Annotated in this window: 18 protein-coding genes and 1 pseudogene; 7 read left to right on the top strand and 12 right to left on the bottom strand. The window is 55.2% G+C overall.

All coding sequences use genetic code 11. The annotated features are described in order from the left end of the window. Nucleotides 1-82 precede the first annotated feature (82 nt). Nucleotides 83-1,495, top strand: a complete 1,413-nt coding sequence (locus DXY38_RS00230; protein WP_136987990.1) for an autotransporter outer membrane beta-barrel domain-containing protein — start codon at nucleotides 83-85, stop codon at nucleotides 1,493-1,495. A gap of 8 nt (nucleotides 1,496-1,503) precedes the next feature. On the opposite strand, the pseudogene DXY38_RS00225 reads toward DXY38_RS00230, so the two are convergent. Further along, nucleotides 1,504-1,728 (bottom strand): annotated as a pseudogene (locus DXY38_RS00225) (orotidine-5'-phosphate decarboxylase); the annotation flags it as partial. Here DXY38_RS00225 and DXY38_RS13540 point away from each other — a divergent pair. Next, nucleotides 1,661-1,852: a hypothetical protein gene (locus DXY38_RS13540; protein WP_206749668.1), complete on the top strand. Its 192-nt coding sequence runs from the start codon at nucleotides 1,661-1,663 to the stop codon at nucleotides 1,850-1,852. The pseudogene DXY38_RS00225 and the gene DXY38_RS13540 overlap by 68 nt on opposite strands. 94 nt (nucleotides 1,853-1,946) lie before the next feature. Here the strand turns inward: DXY38_RS13540 and DXY38_RS00220 are convergent, their stop codons facing one another. From DXY38_RS00220 to DXY38_RS00190, 7 genes are all read right to left on the bottom strand, one after another. Beyond that, nucleotides 1,947-3,023: an autotransporter outer membrane beta-barrel domain-containing protein gene (locus DXY38_RS00220; protein ID WP_136987988.1), complete on the bottom strand. Its 1,077-nt coding sequence runs from the start codon at nucleotides 3,021-3,023 to the stop codon at nucleotides 1,947-1,949. 40 nt (nucleotides 3,024-3,063) lie between these two features. Beyond that, on the bottom strand, nucleotides 3,064-6,468 hold the full coding sequence (locus DXY38_RS00215; RefSeq protein ID WP_136987986.1) for an autotransporter outer membrane beta-barrel domain-containing protein: 3,405 nt from the start codon (nucleotides 6,466-6,468) through the stop codon (nucleotides 3,064-3,066). A gap of 128 nt (nucleotides 6,469-6,596) precedes the next feature. Next, nucleotides 6,597-7,361: an orotidine-5'-phosphate decarboxylase gene (pyrF, locus tag DXY38_RS00210; protein WP_115069985.1), complete on the bottom strand. Its 765-nt coding sequence runs from the start codon at nucleotides 7,359-7,361 to the stop codon at nucleotides 6,597-6,599. A gap of 28 nt (nucleotides 7,362-7,389) precedes the next feature. Continuing rightward, nucleotides 7,390-8,271 (bottom strand): SMP-30/gluconolactonase/LRE family protein, encoded by an 882-nt coding sequence (locus DXY38_RS00205; protein WP_115069984.1) that lies wholly within the window; start codon nucleotides 8,269-8,271, stop codon nucleotides 7,390-7,392. Continuing rightward, nucleotides 8,271-8,657 (bottom strand): hypothetical protein, encoded by a 387-nt coding sequence (locus tag DXY38_RS00200; RefSeq protein ID WP_244278933.1) that lies wholly within the window; start codon nucleotides 8,655-8,657, stop codon nucleotides 8,271-8,273. Before DXY38_RS00200 ends, DXY38_RS00205 begins: the two co-directional genes overlap by 1 nt. Nucleotides 8,658-8,706: 49 nt before the next feature. Next, nucleotides 8,707-9,954, bottom strand: a complete 1,248-nt coding sequence (gene tyrS / locus DXY38_RS00195) for a tyrosine--tRNA ligase (RefSeq protein ID WP_115069982.1) — start codon at nucleotides 9,952-9,954, stop codon at nucleotides 8,707-8,709. Between the two features lie 36 nt (nucleotides 9,955-9,990). Then, nucleotides 9,991-10,320, bottom strand: a complete 330-nt coding sequence (locus DXY38_RS00190) for a DUF1825 family protein (protein WP_006853572.1) — start codon at nucleotides 10,318-10,320, stop codon at nucleotides 9,991-9,993. A gap of 106 nt (nucleotides 10,321-10,426) precedes the next feature. Here DXY38_RS00190 and DXY38_RS00185 point away from each other — a divergent pair, with 106 nt between their 5' ends. Genes DXY38_RS00185 through DXY38_RS00165 form a run of 5 tightly spaced genes read left to right on the top strand, consistent with a single transcriptional unit; the run spans nucleotide 10,427 to nucleotide 14,225 of the window. Next, nucleotides 10,427-11,155, top strand: a complete 729-nt coding sequence (locus DXY38_RS00185; RefSeq protein ID WP_170952803.1) for a response regulator transcription factor — start codon at nucleotides 10,427-10,429, stop codon at nucleotides 11,153-11,155. A 54-nt stretch (nucleotides 11,156-11,209) separates the two neighbouring features. Further along, a complete protein-coding gene (locus DXY38_RS00180; protein WP_115069981.1) occupies nucleotides 11,210-11,809 on the top strand; it encodes a general secretion pathway protein GspK in 600 nt (199 codons plus the stop codon). 4 nt (nucleotides 11,810-11,813) lie between these two features. After that, nucleotides 11,814-12,428, top strand: a complete 615-nt coding sequence (locus tag DXY38_RS00175) for a GIY-YIG nuclease family protein (protein ID WP_170952802.1) — start codon at nucleotides 11,814-11,816, stop codon at nucleotides 12,426-12,428. 37 nt (nucleotides 12,429-12,465) lie between these two features. Then, entirely contained in the window at nucleotides 12,466-13,956 is a 1,491-nt protein-coding gene (locus tag DXY38_RS00170) for a leucyl aminopeptidase (RefSeq protein WP_115069980.1), read from the top strand. A 32-nt stretch (nucleotides 13,957-13,988) separates the two neighbouring features. After that, on the top strand, nucleotides 13,989-14,225 hold the full coding sequence (locus DXY38_RS00165; protein WP_006853577.1) for a hypothetical protein: 237 nt from the start codon (nucleotides 13,989-13,991) through the stop codon (nucleotides 14,223-14,225). A gap of 311 nt (nucleotides 14,226-14,536) precedes the next feature. Here DXY38_RS00165 and msrA read toward each other — a convergent pair whose 3' ends face one another. The 4 genes from msrA to fabZ are packed head-to-tail and all read right to left on the bottom strand — an operon-like array spanning nucleotide 14,537 to nucleotide 17,679. Then, nucleotides 14,537-15,169, bottom strand: coding sequence for a peptide-methionine (S)-S-oxide reductase MsrA (gene msrA, locus DXY38_RS00160; protein WP_115069979.1), 633 nt, complete (start codon nucleotides 15,167-15,169; stop codon nucleotides 14,537-14,539). Nucleotides 15,170-15,182: 13 nt separating this feature from the next. Then, nucleotides 15,183-16,358 (bottom strand): lipid-A-disaccharide synthase, encoded by a 1,176-nt coding sequence (lpxB, locus tag DXY38_RS00155; RefSeq protein ID WP_115069978.1) that lies wholly within the window; start codon nucleotides 16,356-16,358, stop codon nucleotides 15,183-15,185. Further along, nucleotides 16,358-17,209 (bottom strand): acyl-ACP--UDP-N-acetylglucosamine O-acyltransferase, encoded by an 852-nt coding sequence (gene lpxA, locus DXY38_RS00150; protein WP_115070068.1) that lies wholly within the window; start codon nucleotides 17,207-17,209, stop codon nucleotides 16,358-16,360. Before lpxA ends, lpxB begins: the two co-directional genes overlap by 1 nt. Before the next feature lie 5 nt (nucleotides 17,210-17,214). Beyond that, nucleotides 17,215-17,679, bottom strand: a complete 465-nt coding sequence (fabZ, locus tag DXY38_RS00145; RefSeq protein ID WP_038013497.1) for a 3-hydroxyacyl-ACP dehydratase FabZ — start codon at nucleotides 17,677-17,679, stop codon at nucleotides 17,215-17,217. Nucleotides 17,680-17,684: the final 5 nt, after the last annotated feature.

Genomic DNA, 17,684 nt, shown 5'->3' with positions numbered 1-17,684 from the left:
TCTTTGGCCCAGACTTTGCAACGGATGGCATGCAATAACGCAAGAAACTGGCCAACCTGCGAGCACATTGTTTGAACTTCCTGTGACGCAGAAGCACCGCCGGCTCCCCTCGCTGGTTCAATCCTCCGCTGGTGTCACCGCGCTGGTGCTGGCGATCCTGAGTGCTCCGCTCACCCAGCCTGCCCACGCCCAAAGCTGCACCCCAGATCCCTTTGGGGGTGAAACCTGCCTGCCGGATCCTGACCCAAATAATTCAGACAATCCTGGGAGCTCCAGTTCAGATCGCCCACGCATTCCCGTCTGGGGAGGCATTCCCGGCGTTCCCGCCGGCCTGATCTTTGATCGCCGCAAGCCTTACAGGGTGTTCGAGCCCCAGGAAGCGGAACCAGAGTTTGAACCTGCACCGGCGCCAGCGCCCGAACCCGCCGCGCAACCGCAGCCCGCACCCGAGCCGATCCGGGCGCTTTGGAACAAAGACAGCGCCCTACCGGAGCCCCTGGCCCTCGACTATGTGAACACCCACCTGCGTCAGCAGATGCTCGCGCAGGTGGAGCAATCAACGGTCTCCACCACAGTCAGCGGTGAAATCCTGCGCTTCGGGGACACCGATTACCTAGAGATCCTCGAGCCCACAACTCTGCTTTATTCCCATCCGTACATGGACCCAGGCCTCACAGCCTGGGTGAATGGCTACGGCGCTGGAGACCGGCTGCAGCTGAACAACCGCAGCATCGATCTCAACAGCGGTGGGGTGGTGTTCGGCTTGGATATGGATCTAAGCGATACCTTCAGCCTCGGGCTATATGGCAACTACAGCAGCACCGACACCAGCAGCAGCCGCGGCTCCTGGAACCCCAGCGGCTGGGGCGGCGGCGTGACCGCCGACTGGTGGACCGACAACTTCTACGTGCAAGGCCTCTTTGGTGGCACCAGCTTCTCCGGCCGCCAGGAGCGCAAGCTCAACGGCGACAACGCCAGCGGTGATCGCAGCGGCAATTCCTGGAATGCCGCCGTGCGTCTCGGCGCTCCCATCGATGCCGGCAGCATCTATCTCGAACCCCAGGCCCAGTTCAGCTGGACCGGTGCCACGTTTGATTCCTTTAGTGAATCCGGCGTGTCAAGCGATCAGCGGCTGCGCTTCAGCGGCAGCAACGCCGACCTGTTTGGCACCGAGCTGGCCATCAAGATCGGCGTGCCGCTTCGCAGCGATGAACGCTCGTTGTTCTTTCCTTCCTTGCGGTTGGGTTGGATCGCCAACTGGGGGCAAGGCAATGGCAACCAAACCGTGCGATTCATCGAGAGTGGTGAAAGCTATTCCTATGGCATGAGCACCGAAAATGCCAATGGCCTGCTGGTGGAAGCTGGCCTCGACTACACCACCTTCAATTTCAGCGACACCTCCGTTGGCGTGTTCGTGCGTGGGGGCCCGGTGTTCTGGGGCAGCGGGCTTGGCACCAGCTGGCGAGCCTGGGGCGGTCTCAGCCTCACCTTTTAAGGCACAGATCAGCGGCTAAGCCCCCTGAAGCAAGCGGCAAACTCAGCCGGTGCCAGTGCTTCGGCCAGCCCCATCACCCGAACATGATCGCCCACGGCCGCTCCCTTAGGGCGAATCCCCGGCATCACCAACGCAAACGGCTCGTGATGCTGCGCCCGTTAAGCCTTGGTCTCTGAGGCGATGTCCTTGCTGATGGCGAGTTCCGGTTGGAGCCGCTGCTCCTCCCAGCTGGTGCATGAGGCAATGCACCGTCAACAACACTGCCGCCAACCGGAACTCGCCGATCAGCACGATGCCGCACATCACGTAGACACCCTGGAGGAAGATGCCAGGGAGCTGCAGCGCTGGAGCGAGTAAGAAAACAGCGCTGCAATGAGCTGGATGCGGCTACAGCTATGGGTTTACTGCAAGGTTGATTTAAGCGAATGAATCAACCCTCTGCCTCCCGCAATCAGAACTGCCAGGTCATGCCGCCGCTGGCGCGCCAATCCGTTCCCCTTTCTCCGCCCCACACTTCAGCGCCACCACGCACATACAACTTCCAGGAGCCGTTATTGATATTCGCCATCGTGTAATCCAATCCCCCTTCAATCAACACTCCGTTCTGGTCGTCTTTCAATGAATCCACTCCAACCGTTTTGTCGGTGAATTCATAGCCAATGCTCTGGTCTTCATTGTTCTGGTTCCAATCACCCAGCCAAGCCAAACGAACACTTGGGACCCATTCACCACGCTCACCGCTCTGAATTGGCAACGCAAACTTCATCCCCAATTCGGTCTGCAGGAAATTAGTCGTCCTGCTCCCATAACGCAGATTCAACCGATCAGCACCCTTCTCCGTGAATCCGCTCTCCTGGTTTTGCGTCCAAGCTGCGGTGAACTGCGGCTCCAGCAACAAACGGCCCGCCTCAAACGGTGCACCAAGCCGCAAGGCATAGGAATAACTGGTCACGGTCTTATCCCCGCGCGCCGATTCATTCCCCAACTGCTCATTGATGGCAATGATGTTGCGCGACTGCCTACCGGAGAAACTGGACGCCGAAATAAGACCTTGCACATAAAAATTGTCGCTCCACCAATCAGCGGTGATGCCACCACCCCAACCCGTGGGATTCCAGGATCCAGAGCCGGTGTCACCACCGAGCTGATTAAGCGACACATCGCCGTAATTACCAAACACACCGATCTGCACATTGGAGCCCAGCGACACATCAGCGCCAAGCACCATCCCACTGGCACTGGCGTTGTAATTCCCATACAACGTAAATGTCGTTGTCGGGCCAAGGTCGCCACCAAAGCCGCGGTACCAAGCACGAACTCCCTCACGACCGGAATATTGCGCTGTTAGCGATGGATCCTCGACATAGCCAACTCCATCGGATTCAAAGCCAACGTCATCCACCAAGCCTTGCTCTCCTTGAGCAACTCGTTGCTGCAAATACTGTTGCGCCTGATGCTCATCCATCCCCTCCGTCTGACTCCACAGCCCGCGAATTGGCTCAACAGGGACTTCAGTTGATGGCTCCACCCTCACAGCGAAGAATTGAGAATTCAATTTTCCTAAATAATTAGAACTGGAATGTGACGCCTCCACTGGCACGCCATGTGGTGCCACGATCTCCACCCCAAACTTCTGCCCCTCCCTTAGCAAAAACCTTCCAGGATGTGGTGTCGAGACTTGCCACGGTGTAATCCAGGCCCGCCTCAATCAGTGCTCCATTTTGATTGCTCTGCTGGCTTTCAAAATCAACACGGCGATTGGTGAAGTTGTAGCCGATCGATTGAGCACCGTTTCCGGTGTCCCAATCAGCCAACCAGGCAAGCTTCAGATTTGGCACCCACTCTGCAAACTCACCACTGTTAATTGGGAACGCCAACTTGATCCCCAGGGCTGTCTCCAGATAGTTCGTACTTCGGCTGCCATAACTCAGGCGCAGATTGTCATCGATACCGCTTTCAGTGAATGCATCTTCGTTGTTGTTAGTCCAGATGGCAGTGAACTGAGGTTCGAGATAAAGACCACCTGACTGGAAGGGTGCACCAACACGGAGAGCACCGAGCAGTGATGTTGCGTTTTTGCCTCCCGACGCGGTGTCATCACCTAACGACTCAGTGATCGAGAGCACGCCGCGCTTTTGCGTTCCAGAAAAACTGGAGGCTCCAATCAAACCCTGCACATAAAAATTGTCTGTCCAATATTCAGCCGTAACGCCACCACCCCAACCATCAGGGTTCCAAGAACCACCACCGGTATCACCCAGCTGATTCACATTGACGTTTCCATAGTTGCCATAAAAACCAATCTGAAATGAATCGCTCAATGACACATCAGCACCAAGAATGACCCCTCCGGCATTCAGAGAATAATCGTTGTAAAGAGTGGTGGAACTGTAAGCACGATTATTCCCTCCAAAACCACGAAACCAGGCACGCCATCCATCACGAAGGCTGTACTGAGATGTGAGGGAAGGGTTCTCGATGTAAGTGGTTCCATTGACATGAAGCAGCTCAGAGGAGGAATCCTCGGACTTAGCTATTGAGGAGGATTCATTCTCAGATTGAGCTAGTGATTGGGCCATCACTTGCTGGGCATCAGCATCACTCAAGGCCTCAGTTTTGCTCCAAAGTCCGCGAATCGGCTCCTGTTGAACAGACTCTTGCTCCTCCTCAATAGGAGGTGTTGCAACAGGGGGCTCAGGCTCCACAGCCGTGAATTGGCGAAGTGGCAAGCGTTCAAAAATCGTATCAGCCAGAAGATTATTGTAGGTCTGAAGACCACGACCAGACGCATCAATGTTCCGTGGGGAAAGACCGGAACCCAGAAGTCGAGCCAATTGACCGTAATCAATTAATGGGAGCTCAAGCTCAGGATGAGGTTCTTGAAGCTCATCCGTGATGATGTCGATAATCTCAATCGTCTGTTGATCTTCTGAATCCTCTGGATCGCGATTCGGAGGAAGTGTTTCACAAAGATCTTCGTCTTCGCAGCCGATGAGCTCAGGAGGCTCAATCGTGCCTTGACACAGAGGATCATTGGGATTCTCGACGCAAAAATCAGGATCTGGTTGCGGGCCAATCGGGGATTCCGTTGGGACCAATCGCACTTCAAAATCTGTTGTTGTCTGACCTTGCAATGCATTAGCCCGAAGAGCCGAAGATGTTTGTTTTGTCCCCAAATAGGCATAGTTGAAAGGATAAACAGCAACTGTTCCACTCTTGTTATCATCGTTTTGCAAATTATCAGCATTCGCAAGCCCCGTAAATTCAAACTCAGACTGACTACGTGTCGCATCACCTGTAACCAGAATCGTATTTTTAGCCAACCCCTCTGCATTCACAACCGGCCCCTCGATCACAGTCCAAACCGGATTGAGATCAGGCGAACTGGCAACAGAGCGCGCATCGATATAAAGAGTCCCTTCTTCTCCTTTGTAATCAAACTGCTCAGTCACAGCCAAAGCTGGATCAGCACTGACCGTTTTCACAAAGTCAATTGAGCCATCTTCAAACACGAACTTTTTAAACTTTGGATATTCAGCGTCCCTAGCTCTCAAGGTGCCATCACTAAGCGTGAAAGTATCAATCCGCGGATTTCCCGACTCGTCTGTTGAAAAATCTCCGTCGTAATCCCAATTACCGCCATCTTGGTAACCGAACTCAAAATTTTTGAAGTTTGCAGCTCTTACTTCACCACCATTTTGAACGCCACTACTAAAAAAATCAGGCAGCGCAGTGCGGCCAAAAGTGACGGTATCTTCTCCATCTCCTCCATCGATCACGCCACCAACGGTGAAATTATAATCTGTTGAAAAAGCATCTTTATCACGCCCAAAAAGTATATCGCCAGTCACATTTAATATACCTGTATTCACCAAAGTATCAACGTCCGTACCTGTTGACAGCTTTTTCTCGAACTGAATACTTGCTGCAGAAAGCACACCAGTATTTGTAATAGAGTCATTATCAGCCCAAGTTGGATACCGATCTTTTTCTTCGCGCGAGGATCCAAGTACGATGTTTCCCGTCACAGTAAATTCACCAGAATTCTTAATCGAATCACTATTACTGGTTCCACACATTGCTTTCACCCTCCCCTCTCCATTTCCAGGACAGCTCCCTGAGTGATCTTTTCCTCTTTCAGCCTCCTGGAGGTTGCCATTCACAGTCAGAGACCCAGAGTTATCAACCAAATCATCTCCCAGTTTTGTATTTAGGTCACCGCCTATTGTTAGACTTCCAGAATTAAGCAGCTTGTCGTCACCAGAACCCAATCCAATATTTTCCGTGATATTAACTGTTCCACTGTTCGTGAAGGTGTCCTCATATTGATAAAGGTCGACACTTCCGCCGACATTAAGCGTTCCAGCATTACTTATGCTGTCAGGATTACCTTTCCCGTCATTTTGATGGAAAGAGAGATTGCCGTTAATATTCAAACTGGAACAATTTTTGGGATCCCGGCACACCATTTCCTGAATCTTAATCGTATTGCCTTTGTTAATGGTTCCACCGCTTACACCGCTTACGATGTCCTTGTCGAGAGCCACATCTCCTGTGACTGTGAGATTAGCGCCACCTTCTAAAATTATGGAATTTGATTGACCATTAGGTCCAGTAATTGAACTCACCGTTTCCTCTCCTGGGCCGGTACAGGTGAGACTTTCAGCTGTTTCTGTTAATTCAACCTTTTCACCCGTTTTTAGTGATGGATTACAAGTTGGCTTAGATGTAACAGGGATATCAAAATCTTCTACATCCGCTTCAGGGATTTCCTGCGTGCCAACCCCTCCAACAGGTGTGGGATTTCCAGGAAGATCTGCCGTTGCAACTTGAGCCAAGGAGGCATGGGCACCGAGGAACAACAGCGAGAAGGCCAACAAATTGCCTTTCAGCAAGCCGCGAAAAGACCAAACGCGCACATTGTTTTCAAACATCCAAACGACTAACCAGAATTTGAATTCTGTTGAGATCAACCCAGGTTTTCAACCATGTATTGATTCAAAAAGTGCGGAATGAAGCACCCAGCTCAGTGCATGCCCACGAAAGCTCAATGGAAGCAAGACCTACCCGCTCAGACTTCATAGGAAATACAGCAGCACCACTAGCAGCTGCCCAGGCTTAACTCCTCGCAGCAGGCGGCAAACGCAACACTGGGATCCTCAGCCTTGGTGATCGGCCGGCCGATCACCAACTGGCTTGCACCTGCTGAAATCGCCTCAGCAGGCCCCATCACCCTGGCCTGATCTCCCACTTCAGAACCCTTGGGGCGAATCCCCGGTGTCACCAGTGCAAAGGGCTCAGGGTGATGCGCCCGCAACGCCGCGGCCTCCAAAGGCGAACACACACAACCACCGATACCGGCAGTTGCCGATAGCTGCGCTAACGCCGGCACCCGCTCGTCGATGCCTTGCTCGATCGCCAGCTCCCTTTGCAGCCGTTGCTCTTCCCAGCTGGTGAGCACCGTGACCGCCAGCAGAGTTGGAGTAGCAAGACCGGCGCTCTGGGCACCCTCTATCGCCGCGGCTTGAGCCGCCTGCAGCGCTTCGCTGCCCGCGCAGGCATGAACCGTAATCAGCTCCGCGCCCAGAGCTGCCGCACGCCGGCAAGCCCCGGCCATCGTGGCCGGGATGTCGTGAAATTTGAGATCCAGAAACACCCGCAGACCCTGATCGCGCAGCTGCGCCACCACCCCGGGACCCGCCTGCACAAACAGCTCCAACCCCACCTTCACCCAGCGCAGCCCATTCACTTGAGCGCTGAAAACCGAAGCCTGATCAGGGGACATGCCATCGAGGGCCACGATGATCCGTTCCGCTGATTCAGCCGAGAAAGAGGAAGCCACGCACCGTCTCCGCACGACCCTCATCGTGATGGGTCATGGGCAGCCCATTAGGTCAACCCGCCACTTGAAAAGTATCGGCAGGTAAACCTTTCACACCCACATCCGCCTGAAACAGGCCACCAGCCAAGGGCTCGGCCGCAATGGCAGCAGCATCCATCTCCCTTCTTGCGGTCGTCATAAACAACTGATCCAAGTGGGGACCGCCAAAACAACAGGAGGTGACCTGACGACAAGGCAACTCCAGCCGTTCGAGCAATTGACCGCTGATGGGATCCCAGCGCGTGACCGCCCCACCACCAAAGAGGGCAATCCAAAGCATTCCCTCCGCATCGATGCACATGCCATCCGGAACGGCATCCCAATCCTCTGGAATCTGCACACAGATGCTGGGTTCTGCGGCGATCTCACCTGAGCTGGTAAGCGGGAAGGCCATCACCTTCAGCGTTGGCGAGTCAATGAAATAGAGCGTCCCACGGTCTTGACTCCAAGCCAGTCCGTTGGAAATGGTGAGCTGGCGGCGTTGGCGCGTGATCCTTCCATCACCATCCAGCCGCCATAGAGATCCAGCCAATGGCTCGAAGTCATAGGCCATCGTGCCGGCCCAAAAGCGGCCCCATGGATCACATTTCCCGTCGTTGAAGCGATTGCCAGGCCGATCGACCTCTGGATCCAACAACAGGGTCACAACCCCGGTGCTCGGATCCATCCTCATCAACCCCGCTGCTGTTGCTAGCAGCAAATCGCCAACGGATGTGGGAACAACCGCACCCACGTGGGCAGGAAGATGAAAAAAATCATTGTTACCTGTTGCAGGATCAAACAGGCCAATTCTGGAAGCCTCAATATCCACCCAAAGCAAAATGTTCCGCTCAGACCACCAGCAGGGTCCTTCTGCCAACCCTGCGGCGATCGGCAACACACAACGACAGGTCATCAATACAAAACAGGCCTATCTACACGCTTCCTTCCCAGAATCACGCGCTTGACCACACCTTCTTTCTTGGTGTAGTGAACTAATTTATCGCCCTCAATGGTATTCAAACTCATCACTCCGGCCTCGCGATAGTCACGATCAAAGGGCAAGGCCCATGATTTACCGCTGCGCATCACATACACAACAAATCGACGATCCTCACTGATACAAAACCGTACGTTTACCTCATCAAAGACACCAACATCGCTTCCATAGTCAGCCTTGCTGTAGTCACACGCCTGAGCTCGCTCATATTCATCCTTAATCCCAGCATGGACCGGTGCTGTCATTCCCACACCCGCCAAACAGGCAAGGACCACTCCGAAGACAGAACGCGAAGAGTTCATATCAAGCATGCTTCTCCTGGTTTTGAGCTGGAGCAGTCATAGCAGCACATCAAGGCACTAATCGCCTAAATGTCTTTTTGCCTAGCTGAAGAACCTTCCCTTCCAATTCGGATACTGAAGCAAATTCTTGATTGGGGTCGGTGATTTTCTCTCCCTCAAGGCGTGCAGCTCCCCCTTTGATTTGCCGGCGCGCCTCACTACTGCTGGCACAGATCCCCACCGCACTGAGCAGATAGAACGCCTTGGCCGGAAAATTCACTGCAGAAAGTGATGCCTCTGGCACATCCGCCGCTGCTGCACCCGATCCAGCCACCAACGTGGCAGCATCCGCCTGAGCTTTTTGGGCCACCTCCATGCCATAGCGGCTTGCCGTCACCGCCAAAGCCATGGCTTTTTGCTTTTCACGGGGATTCTCCGGCAAGGCTTCATCGGCCAGATCGGTGAGCAACGTCAGATAGTCGTGAATGGCCGCATCACCAACTTTCTCGAGCTTGGAGTACATCGACAGCGGATCATCTTCCAAGCCCACCGTGTTGCCAAGGCTCTTACTCATCTTCTGAACGCCATCAAGACCCACAAGGATCGGCAAGAGCAAGCCGAACTGCGTTCGTTGGCCGAAATGACGCTGCAAGTCACGCCCCATCGCCACATTGAATTTCTGATCCGTCCCCCCCAGCTCCACATCAGCATCCACAGCCACAGAGTCATACCCCTGAAGCAAGGGATAGAGAAACTCATGCAGAGCGATGGGGGTACCGCTCCCATACCGCTTGGCAAAGTCATCCTTGGCCAACATTTGACCCACGGTGGCCGTTCCCAGCAAGCCAATCACCTGAGGCAAGTCCAGGCCCTCAAGCCATTCGCTGTTGCGTCGCACCTCCAGGCGTCCTGGAGTTTCAAAATCAAGCAGGGCCCTTTCCTTGGGTTGTCCTTGCCCTAGCTGGCGCAGATAGGTCGTCGCATTGGCCTCCACCTGCTCCGTTGTGAGCTGCACGCGCGTAGCACTCTTGCCCGTTGGATCACCGATCCGAGCGGTGAAATCACCAATAATCAGAACGGCTGTATGCCCCGCATCCTGAAAAGCGCGCAGCTTGCGAAACAAAATGCTGTGGCCGAGGTGAATATCGCTTCCTGTTGGGTCAATGCCCAACTTCACCCGAAGTGGACGGCCATCCTTGGCAGCCGCGGCCAAGCGCGCAGCTAACGCCTGATCCCCATCATCAGGATTGCCGTCCGGAAATAAATCGGCCATCCCCCGCGCCAACCAGTTCGGAAGTGAATTGCGGTTGACTGTCATCGAAGGAGGACTTTGCTGTGCGACGGATCGTACGGCTCACTGACCTTCCGATTGCTCGAGCTGACTCTTCATCCGCTCCAAGGTTTGATTCATCTGTTCGAACATTTGCTCAGGCGTGATCCCAAACTGCCCAAGCTGCGTTCGCAACTGTTCAACCGTGAGCTTGGCTTGAAAGTCTTCTGAGAGCTCAAAGCGTTTCATAAAAACGCGGTAACGCTCCATCAGGTCTTCCATCGTGTCGATGAACTTCTTCTTCCCTTCTCGGTCGAACTTTCCATAATCCGACCCGAGCTGCATCAACTGTTGGTAATCGCCAAAAAGATGCTTGGCCTCCTCCTGCACGATTTCGGAATCGAAGAAGGCCATGGTCCTGAGAAAGAGTCGCTCATATTTTGAACAATTCACGCAATCCCTCACAGTGCGGATCCACGCCCCCTCACCAAAGCCAACATGTGGAGAGTTTCAAAACGGCTTGGATCTCACCTCCCAGATCCCCAGACTTCAGACACGCAGCAAGCAGGGTCACAGTCTTCTGCGCGGAAGTCGCACAGCGATTGCCAGTGCTGATCAGGTGTTAATGGCCAGCTGGATGGGCTGGTTTCAGGACTTAGGGCAGCTCGTTGCTGCCGCCACGACTGAAGAAGAATGTCTTCAGAGGTTGCAAACAACGGATGCCAACCTCTTGATCTGTACGGACCAGCTTGAGGGTGGCAATGGCCCGAGCCTCGTTCGGCGCGCCAAGCAGAACAATCCCAGCTTGAAAGCGTTGCTGCTCGTTCAGCGTCCAATTCTGCGCACCATCCTCCAGGCGATCGACGCCCCCTGTGATGGATTGTGCTCCCATCAAAATGTCGGGATGGGAGGCGTCACAGCTGCGCTGACCGCCATGGAATCCGATGGCACTTATCACGATGCCGTGATCGCCGACGTTCTCCGGCACGGTCGACTGGGACGCACCGCCTCCGGCGCCATTCCTCCCGAACTGAGCCTGAAGGAGGAGGACGTGCTGCGTGGACTTTGCAAAGGAATGAGCAATCAGGACATCGCAGACAGCCTTGTCGTCTCCATCGACACCGTGAAATCCCACATCGGCAGCCTGCTGCGCAAACTGCAGGCCAACAATCGCACCCACGCCGTGGTGGTGGCTTTTCAACAGGGACTGATCGACATCCCAACCCTGCCTCCACGCTGGAACCCCTAACACCTGAGGCTTGGGCTCGGTATCGTCCTGGCCAAGAAGCAAGTTCCCGAATCAATGGCGCGCCAGCACTGGCTTGACCCCCTGGCTCGCAAGCTCTTGCAGGCCACCGGCGATCTACCTCCAGATCCTGTCAAAGCAAAACAAACAGCAAAACAAACAGCGAAACAAAAGCTGAGCGCTCCCCCTACCCCAGCTGAAACCTGGAGCCTGGATGTCAACAGGGCAACCCCTGAGCAATGGCAAAAACTGCCCGGTTGCAGTGAGGCGATGGTCGACGTCTTAATGCGACTCCAACGGGGTGGGGTGCAGTTCACCCAGCTGGATGATCTCGCTCTTCTGCTGAACCTTCCTAGTGATCTGGTGGAGCGCTGGACACCCCACCTGGTGTTCCGCTGGCATGGGGATGCTCCCGTGCTGCCTGAACAGCCCCCCCTGGATCTCAATGCCGCTGCCCCCACCTTGTTGGAGCAGACGCTCAACTGGCCAAAACCCCGACTCCAACGTCTGATCCAGGAGAGGCGGCTTAAGCCGTTTGAACATCTCGCCGATCTCCAGGAACGCGTGTGTTTACCCCCTGATGCTGTGGAACAGCTGATTGGTCGCGTGAGTTTTGGGGCGCGGCCATCCGGCCCCAGCCTTCCTCCAAGGGGCTAAACCCATGGGCACTCCACCTGGGCAGGGCAACCTTTTCGAGCAGCCACTAGCAGAATCCAGTGGACTGATCGATCCTTCCCTGCCCCTGAGTGCGGAGCTGTTGCGGGGTTGGCAAGAGCGCATCCATCAGTTCCAGGCACCTCTGTTCGCACCACCATTGGAGTCTCAGGCCGGGCATCGAGATGAACCAACTGGACAACAGCACCTGTTTGCCAGCGACAACACCAATCCGCTGAGCAATTTCCAGCCTCTTCAGCTCAGGCCCTTAGCGTTGAGCTTCTGGCGTTGGCCCAACAGTCCCCATCAAGGGGCGGCCATCTATCTCGTGATGGATCGCCCGAAAGAACTCGACCATCCCATCCTTCTCTACATCGGAGAAACCAAGGCGGCTGATCGTCGCTGGAAAGGCGAGCACGACTGCAAGGCCTACTTGGCGAGTTACCAAGAGGCCTGCATGGGCACGGGCTTGTGCTGCAGCACAAGCATTCGTTTCTGGGCCGATGTTCCCCAGGACACCCGTTCACGACGACGCCTGGAACAAACCTTGATTCGCCTCTGGCAACCGCCCTTCAACAAGGAAACCCGTGCGCGTTGGTCCACACCGTTCCATGCCGATTAAGGGTGCCCCGTAGCATCGACTCACGCGCCCAATCTCCATGCAGATCTCCCTCTCTTCGGCCCAGCCACAGGCCTGGTCGGGAACCGTCTTGGCCCTAGGCATTGCAGAGGGGGATCCCAATGGCTGGATCCCAGCGATGGAGGAACGCTTTTCCATCTCCCTGGGCGACTGGTTGGAACAACGCAAGTTCCAAGGAAAAAGCGGAGAGAACGCGAGCCTTCAACTCCTCAACCCCAACTGCTCATCCCTCGTGCTGATAGGCATGGGCCCTCTTGAAGCACTTGATGTCAATAGCTTTCGGAAGGCTGGAGCTGCTGCGGCACGGGCGAGCAAGGAGCAAGCCGGCAGCCTCGGATTGCTCTTGCCATGGAACGCCGTGAATCCTGCAGAAGCAGTCAGCGTTGCAGCGCAAGCGGTCAGGCTGGCTCTTTACAGCGATCAACGCTTCCGCAGCAAACCCGAGCCCAGCATCCACCCCGAGCGTCTGGAACTGCTTGGCCCTCTCCCCAACACGCTCAGCAGCGCCCTCGAAGCGGTGCATCCCATTTGCGCGGGGGTCGAGCTCGCACGAGAACTGGTTGCGGCGCCTCCGAACAGCGTCACCCCATCCGCCCTTGCGGACAGCGCCGCTCAGCTAGCGCATGAGCATGGCTTGGACTTGAAGGTGCTCGAGCGCAGCGACTGTGAAGCCAGGGGAATGGGGTCATTCCTTTCCGTCTGTCAAGGCTCAGATATGGATCCCAAGTTCATCCATCTCACCTACCGCCCCTCAGGTCCGGCCACAAGACGGGTGGTCTTGGTGGGCAAGGGACTCACGTTTGATTCCGGCGGTTACAACCTGAAAGTGGGTGCTGCTCAGATCGACATGATGAAATTCGATATGGGAGGCAGTGCAGCCGTTCTTGGCGCGATGCGCTCGATCGCTGAGCTCCGCCCCGAGGGGGTGGAAGTGCACATGCTGGTGGCGTCATGCGAAAACATGATCAACGGATCTGCCGTGCACCCCGGTGACATCGTCACCGCGTCCAATGGCACCACGATTGAAATCAACAACACGGATGCGGAAGGCCGGCTCACCCTCGCGGATGCCTTGGTTTATGCATCCGAGCTCGAACCCGATGCCATCGTTGACCTGGCCACATTGACCGGAGCCTGCGTGATTGCCCTTGGCGACGAGATTGCCGGGCTTTGGACTGGAGACGATGCGCTTGCCCACGCCTTAGAGGGAGCAGCAAAGGATGCAGGGGAAGGGATCTGGCGCATGCCGATGCACCAGGACTATCGAAAAGGACTGAAATCACTGCTTGCGGACCTGAAAAACACAGGTCCTCGCCCAGGAGGCTCAATCACAGCCGCTTTGTTCCTCAAGGAATTTGTCCAAAGCTCCATCCCATGGGCCCACATCGACATCGCCGGCACGGTGTGGAGCGATAAAGGAAGAGGAATGGATCCTGCTGGAGCCACAGGCTATGGAGTCCGCACCTTGGTGAATTGGGTGTGTGCTCAAACCCAGCAAGCCGAGGCTTAAATTTTCCCAAGACTGTGAACCCACAAAAACAAATGGCTTCCAGACCCTTGCGCTGGTACGTGCGAGCTCAACTTGGAGTTCTGCTTTTACCTGCAGGTCTCTGCCTGTTCGGGGAAGCGATCAGTCGAAGGATTATTCAGCTACTAGGACAGGACCGTGGCCCTTGGTTTTGGTATGGAACGCTGAGCCTGATCTGCATCAATGCAGGAATCGGCTTAATGATTGAAAGCGGTCTTCTCAGCGGTTATCCAGGCCGACGAGCCGATTAGGACGCAACCGCAGTCATCGCACGTGGGCACTCGAGGGCATGAATTTGCCAACGCGCCCGCTCAGAACACGTCGCAAGTACACGATCCAAATCATCCGAAGCCTGCTTCGTCGACGGATAAGGACCCACGTGACGCGTCACTAGACCATCCTTGATCGTCAGCAGATACATACAGCCCCTCCACAAATCTTGGGCTAATGGTAAGGACAAAGTCTTAAGGCGTCGAGAGGGGATAACCCGCATCTTCACTGAGAAATGCCTGAATGGAACCAAGGTCCGAATTACAGATTTTCTTCGGTTTTTGAAAAGTGGTTATTGGGGGCTAGGGCTCGCCCATGCTGCTCCCGTCCTTGCACGTTCGCCCCATACGGCATCAAGACGGCGATCACGCCCACAACTGAAACGGTAATACCGATAACGAAGCTCGTTATTATTGGCATAATTCTGATGATAATCCTCAGCAGGCCAGAACCGAACTGCATCACGAATCTGCACTTTAATCTTAGATTTAGGCAACCCTAATTCACTGGCAGCAGAAGCAGCACTCGCTTGCGCAACATCAGCCTGATTCTCTCCAGAGGTGAAAATAACTGGCCGATAAGAGTCTCCTCGATCACAAAACTGGCCTTGTCCATCAAGCGGGTCAACATTGCGCCAGTAATGCTGCAAAAGCATGGCATAACTGATTTTATCGGAATCAAATCGCACCCGCACAACCTCTTGGTGTCCACTTTTTTCACCACTCACTTGTTGATACGTGGGGTTATCCACATGGCCGCCGCTATAACCACTTTCGGCAGAAATCACACCTTCCACATCCTCTAAATCATGTTCAAGGCACCAAAAACAGCCGCCAGCTAGAACCGCATCCTGGACAGCTGCCAGGGCTGACATTGGGTTCAAAAACAGGATGCTGGCCAAAACCAGCGGGATCAACGCACGCATACATTCAGGATGGCTATTGGATCTGGTCAAGAATGGCTTCAGCAGCACGGTCGGTCACACCCGGTTCACCAAGGGTGTCACGCAAGCGCTGATACCCATCCAAAATCCTTTGGCGCTCCTCCTGGTGATCCAACAGCGGAATCGCCAAGGCCACAAGCTGATCGGCGTTGAAATCCTCCTGTAACAGCTCCGGAACCAAACGCTCCTTAAGCAGAAGGTTGACAGGCGAAATGTGATCCACGTGAAAACGCAGAATTCTCCGTGCCACCCAGGCCGTCACACGACTGACGCGATAGCCCACCACTTGCGGCACACCCTGAAGGGCTAATTCCAGATTCACCGTGCCCGATTTACCCAGTGCCAAGTCCGCAGCGGCAAAAAGGTGGGGCTTCATGGCATCCGCCTGATCGGCGGGAATGACGGTCCCGCGAACTCCCGCTTGGTCTAGGGCCTGTTGCAAAGGCTCCTCAAAGCGCTCCAATCCCGCTGGGACCATCACATTCAACGATGGGTCACGGGCCTGAAGGGTGGCAGCAGCCTGCACCAATTCAGGCATGAGGTAACGCAATTCCTGAGGCCGTGATGCAGGCATCAAGAGCAAGAGGGCTCCTTCCGAGGGCAAACCCAGCGCACGACGGGCAGCCTGGCGATCAGGCGAAACCGGAACCATGTCGAGAAGGGGGTGCCCCACCCAGGTCACCTCAGCGCCTCGACCGGCATAAAACTCGGCTTCTTCAGGGAAAATCGCCAGGATGCGATCTGTGAACTGCAGCAAACTTTTGGTGCCTCCCTCCCCAATGCGCCAAGCCCATTCCTGGGGAGCGATGTAATAGGTGATTGGTACATCCGGCAGACGGTCTCTGAGGCTGTGGCCTAAGCGCACATTGGCGCCCATGTAGTCGATCAACACCACGCCATCGGGTGGGCGCTGCTTCAACACCCGATCCACCCTGGCTTGCAATCGAATCGTTGGCACGACCAAAGGCAGGGCTTCCCATAAACCGATCGCTCCCATCGGAGAGGTATCGGCCAGCAACTCAGCTCCAGCTGCCTGCATCCGTTCACCGCCCAGCGCGAGGACTTCTAAATCGAGTCCACGACGTTCAGCGACGCGCCAAAGGGCCTGAATCAGCAAGCTTCCCTGCAAATCTCCTGACACCTCGCCGGTGCTGATGAGCAGACGCACCATCAGCGACTCGATGGAGGAGGCATGGGGCCCCGTCGACCTGTCGACAAGGAACCCTCCAAAAACGTACAGAGATGATTTGCGGCAGGCAGCAAAGCCTGCTGCCTCGCAAGGTTTAAGCCATCGGAAATAACGTGGTCGGAGCGGTAGAGCAACGACCAGACCTCCTGAAGCTGTTTAAATTCCTGCCCCCCCTCGAGGCGGTGCAAGCCCTGGCGGCGCAAGCCCACACGATTGAGACCCCGCACTCTGCCTGGATGCCCTTCCACAAGACAGTAGGGAGGAACATCACGGTCCACACGGGTCATGCCACCAACCATGGCCATGCCGCCGATGTGCACAAATTGATGAATTCCTAAACAACCACCGATTACAGCCCGATCTTCAATCAGCACGTGGCCGGCAACTTGGATGCCATTCGACATCACAATGTTGTTTCCAAGCAAACAATTATGCCCAAGGTGGCAGTAAGCCATGAGCAAATTGTTGTCCCCAATTCGAGTCTGCTCCCCTTCATCGGTAGCACGGTTAATCGTGACGCATTCACGAATGGTGTTGTGATTACCAATGACAACCTCCGTCTGAGCGCCTTTGTATTTCAAATCCTGAGGTTCTTGCCCCAAACAGGCACCCGGGTAAATGCGATTGTGAGCGCCAATGCGCAGAAGACCATCGAGCACCACGTTGGGACCAATCCAGGTATTCGCTCCGATGCTCACCTCAGGACCAATCACAGCTCCAGGACCGATCACCACACCATTGGCGAGTTGCGCTCGGGAATCCACCACCGCCATCGGATGGACCTGAGCGGGGCGATCGTCCGTGATCACTGATGTGGAGAGCTCCTCACTCATCACGATCAATCCACCAGAGAAAACATCAGCTCACCGGAGCAGACAAGCTGTCCATCCACCGTGGCCTCCGCCTTTACTTTGCCAAAACGCTTTCGTTTAAGGCTGAGCAACTCGCAGGTAATCCTCAATTGATCTCCAGGAACCACCGGCCGACGGAAACGAACACCGTCAATTCCGGCGAATACGAACAAGCCCTGGGGGAGATCCGGCATCTGAGTCACGATCAATCCACCCACCTGAGCCATCGCTTCAACAATCAAAACCCCAGGCATCAAGGGACGACCAGGGAAATGCCCCTGGAAATGGGGCTCATTGATGGTGACGTTCTTGATCGCGACAGCGCGCTCACCTGGAACGTGCTCAAGCACCCGATCCACCAAGGCGAAGGGATAACGATGCGGCAGCAGACCCATGATCTGCTCAGCATTGAGCACGGCAGAAGGCGAGTCGGTAGAGGCAAGAACGGTCAAGTGGC

Origin of the sequence: Synechococcus sp. UW179B (assembly GCF_900474245.1) — a bacterium.
In the GTDB taxonomy this organism is placed as follows: domain Bacteria; phylum Cyanobacteriota; class Cyanobacteriia; order PCC-6307; family Cyanobiaceae; genus Synechococcus_C.
This window is presented reverse-complemented; position numbering and strand designations above follow the sequence as displayed.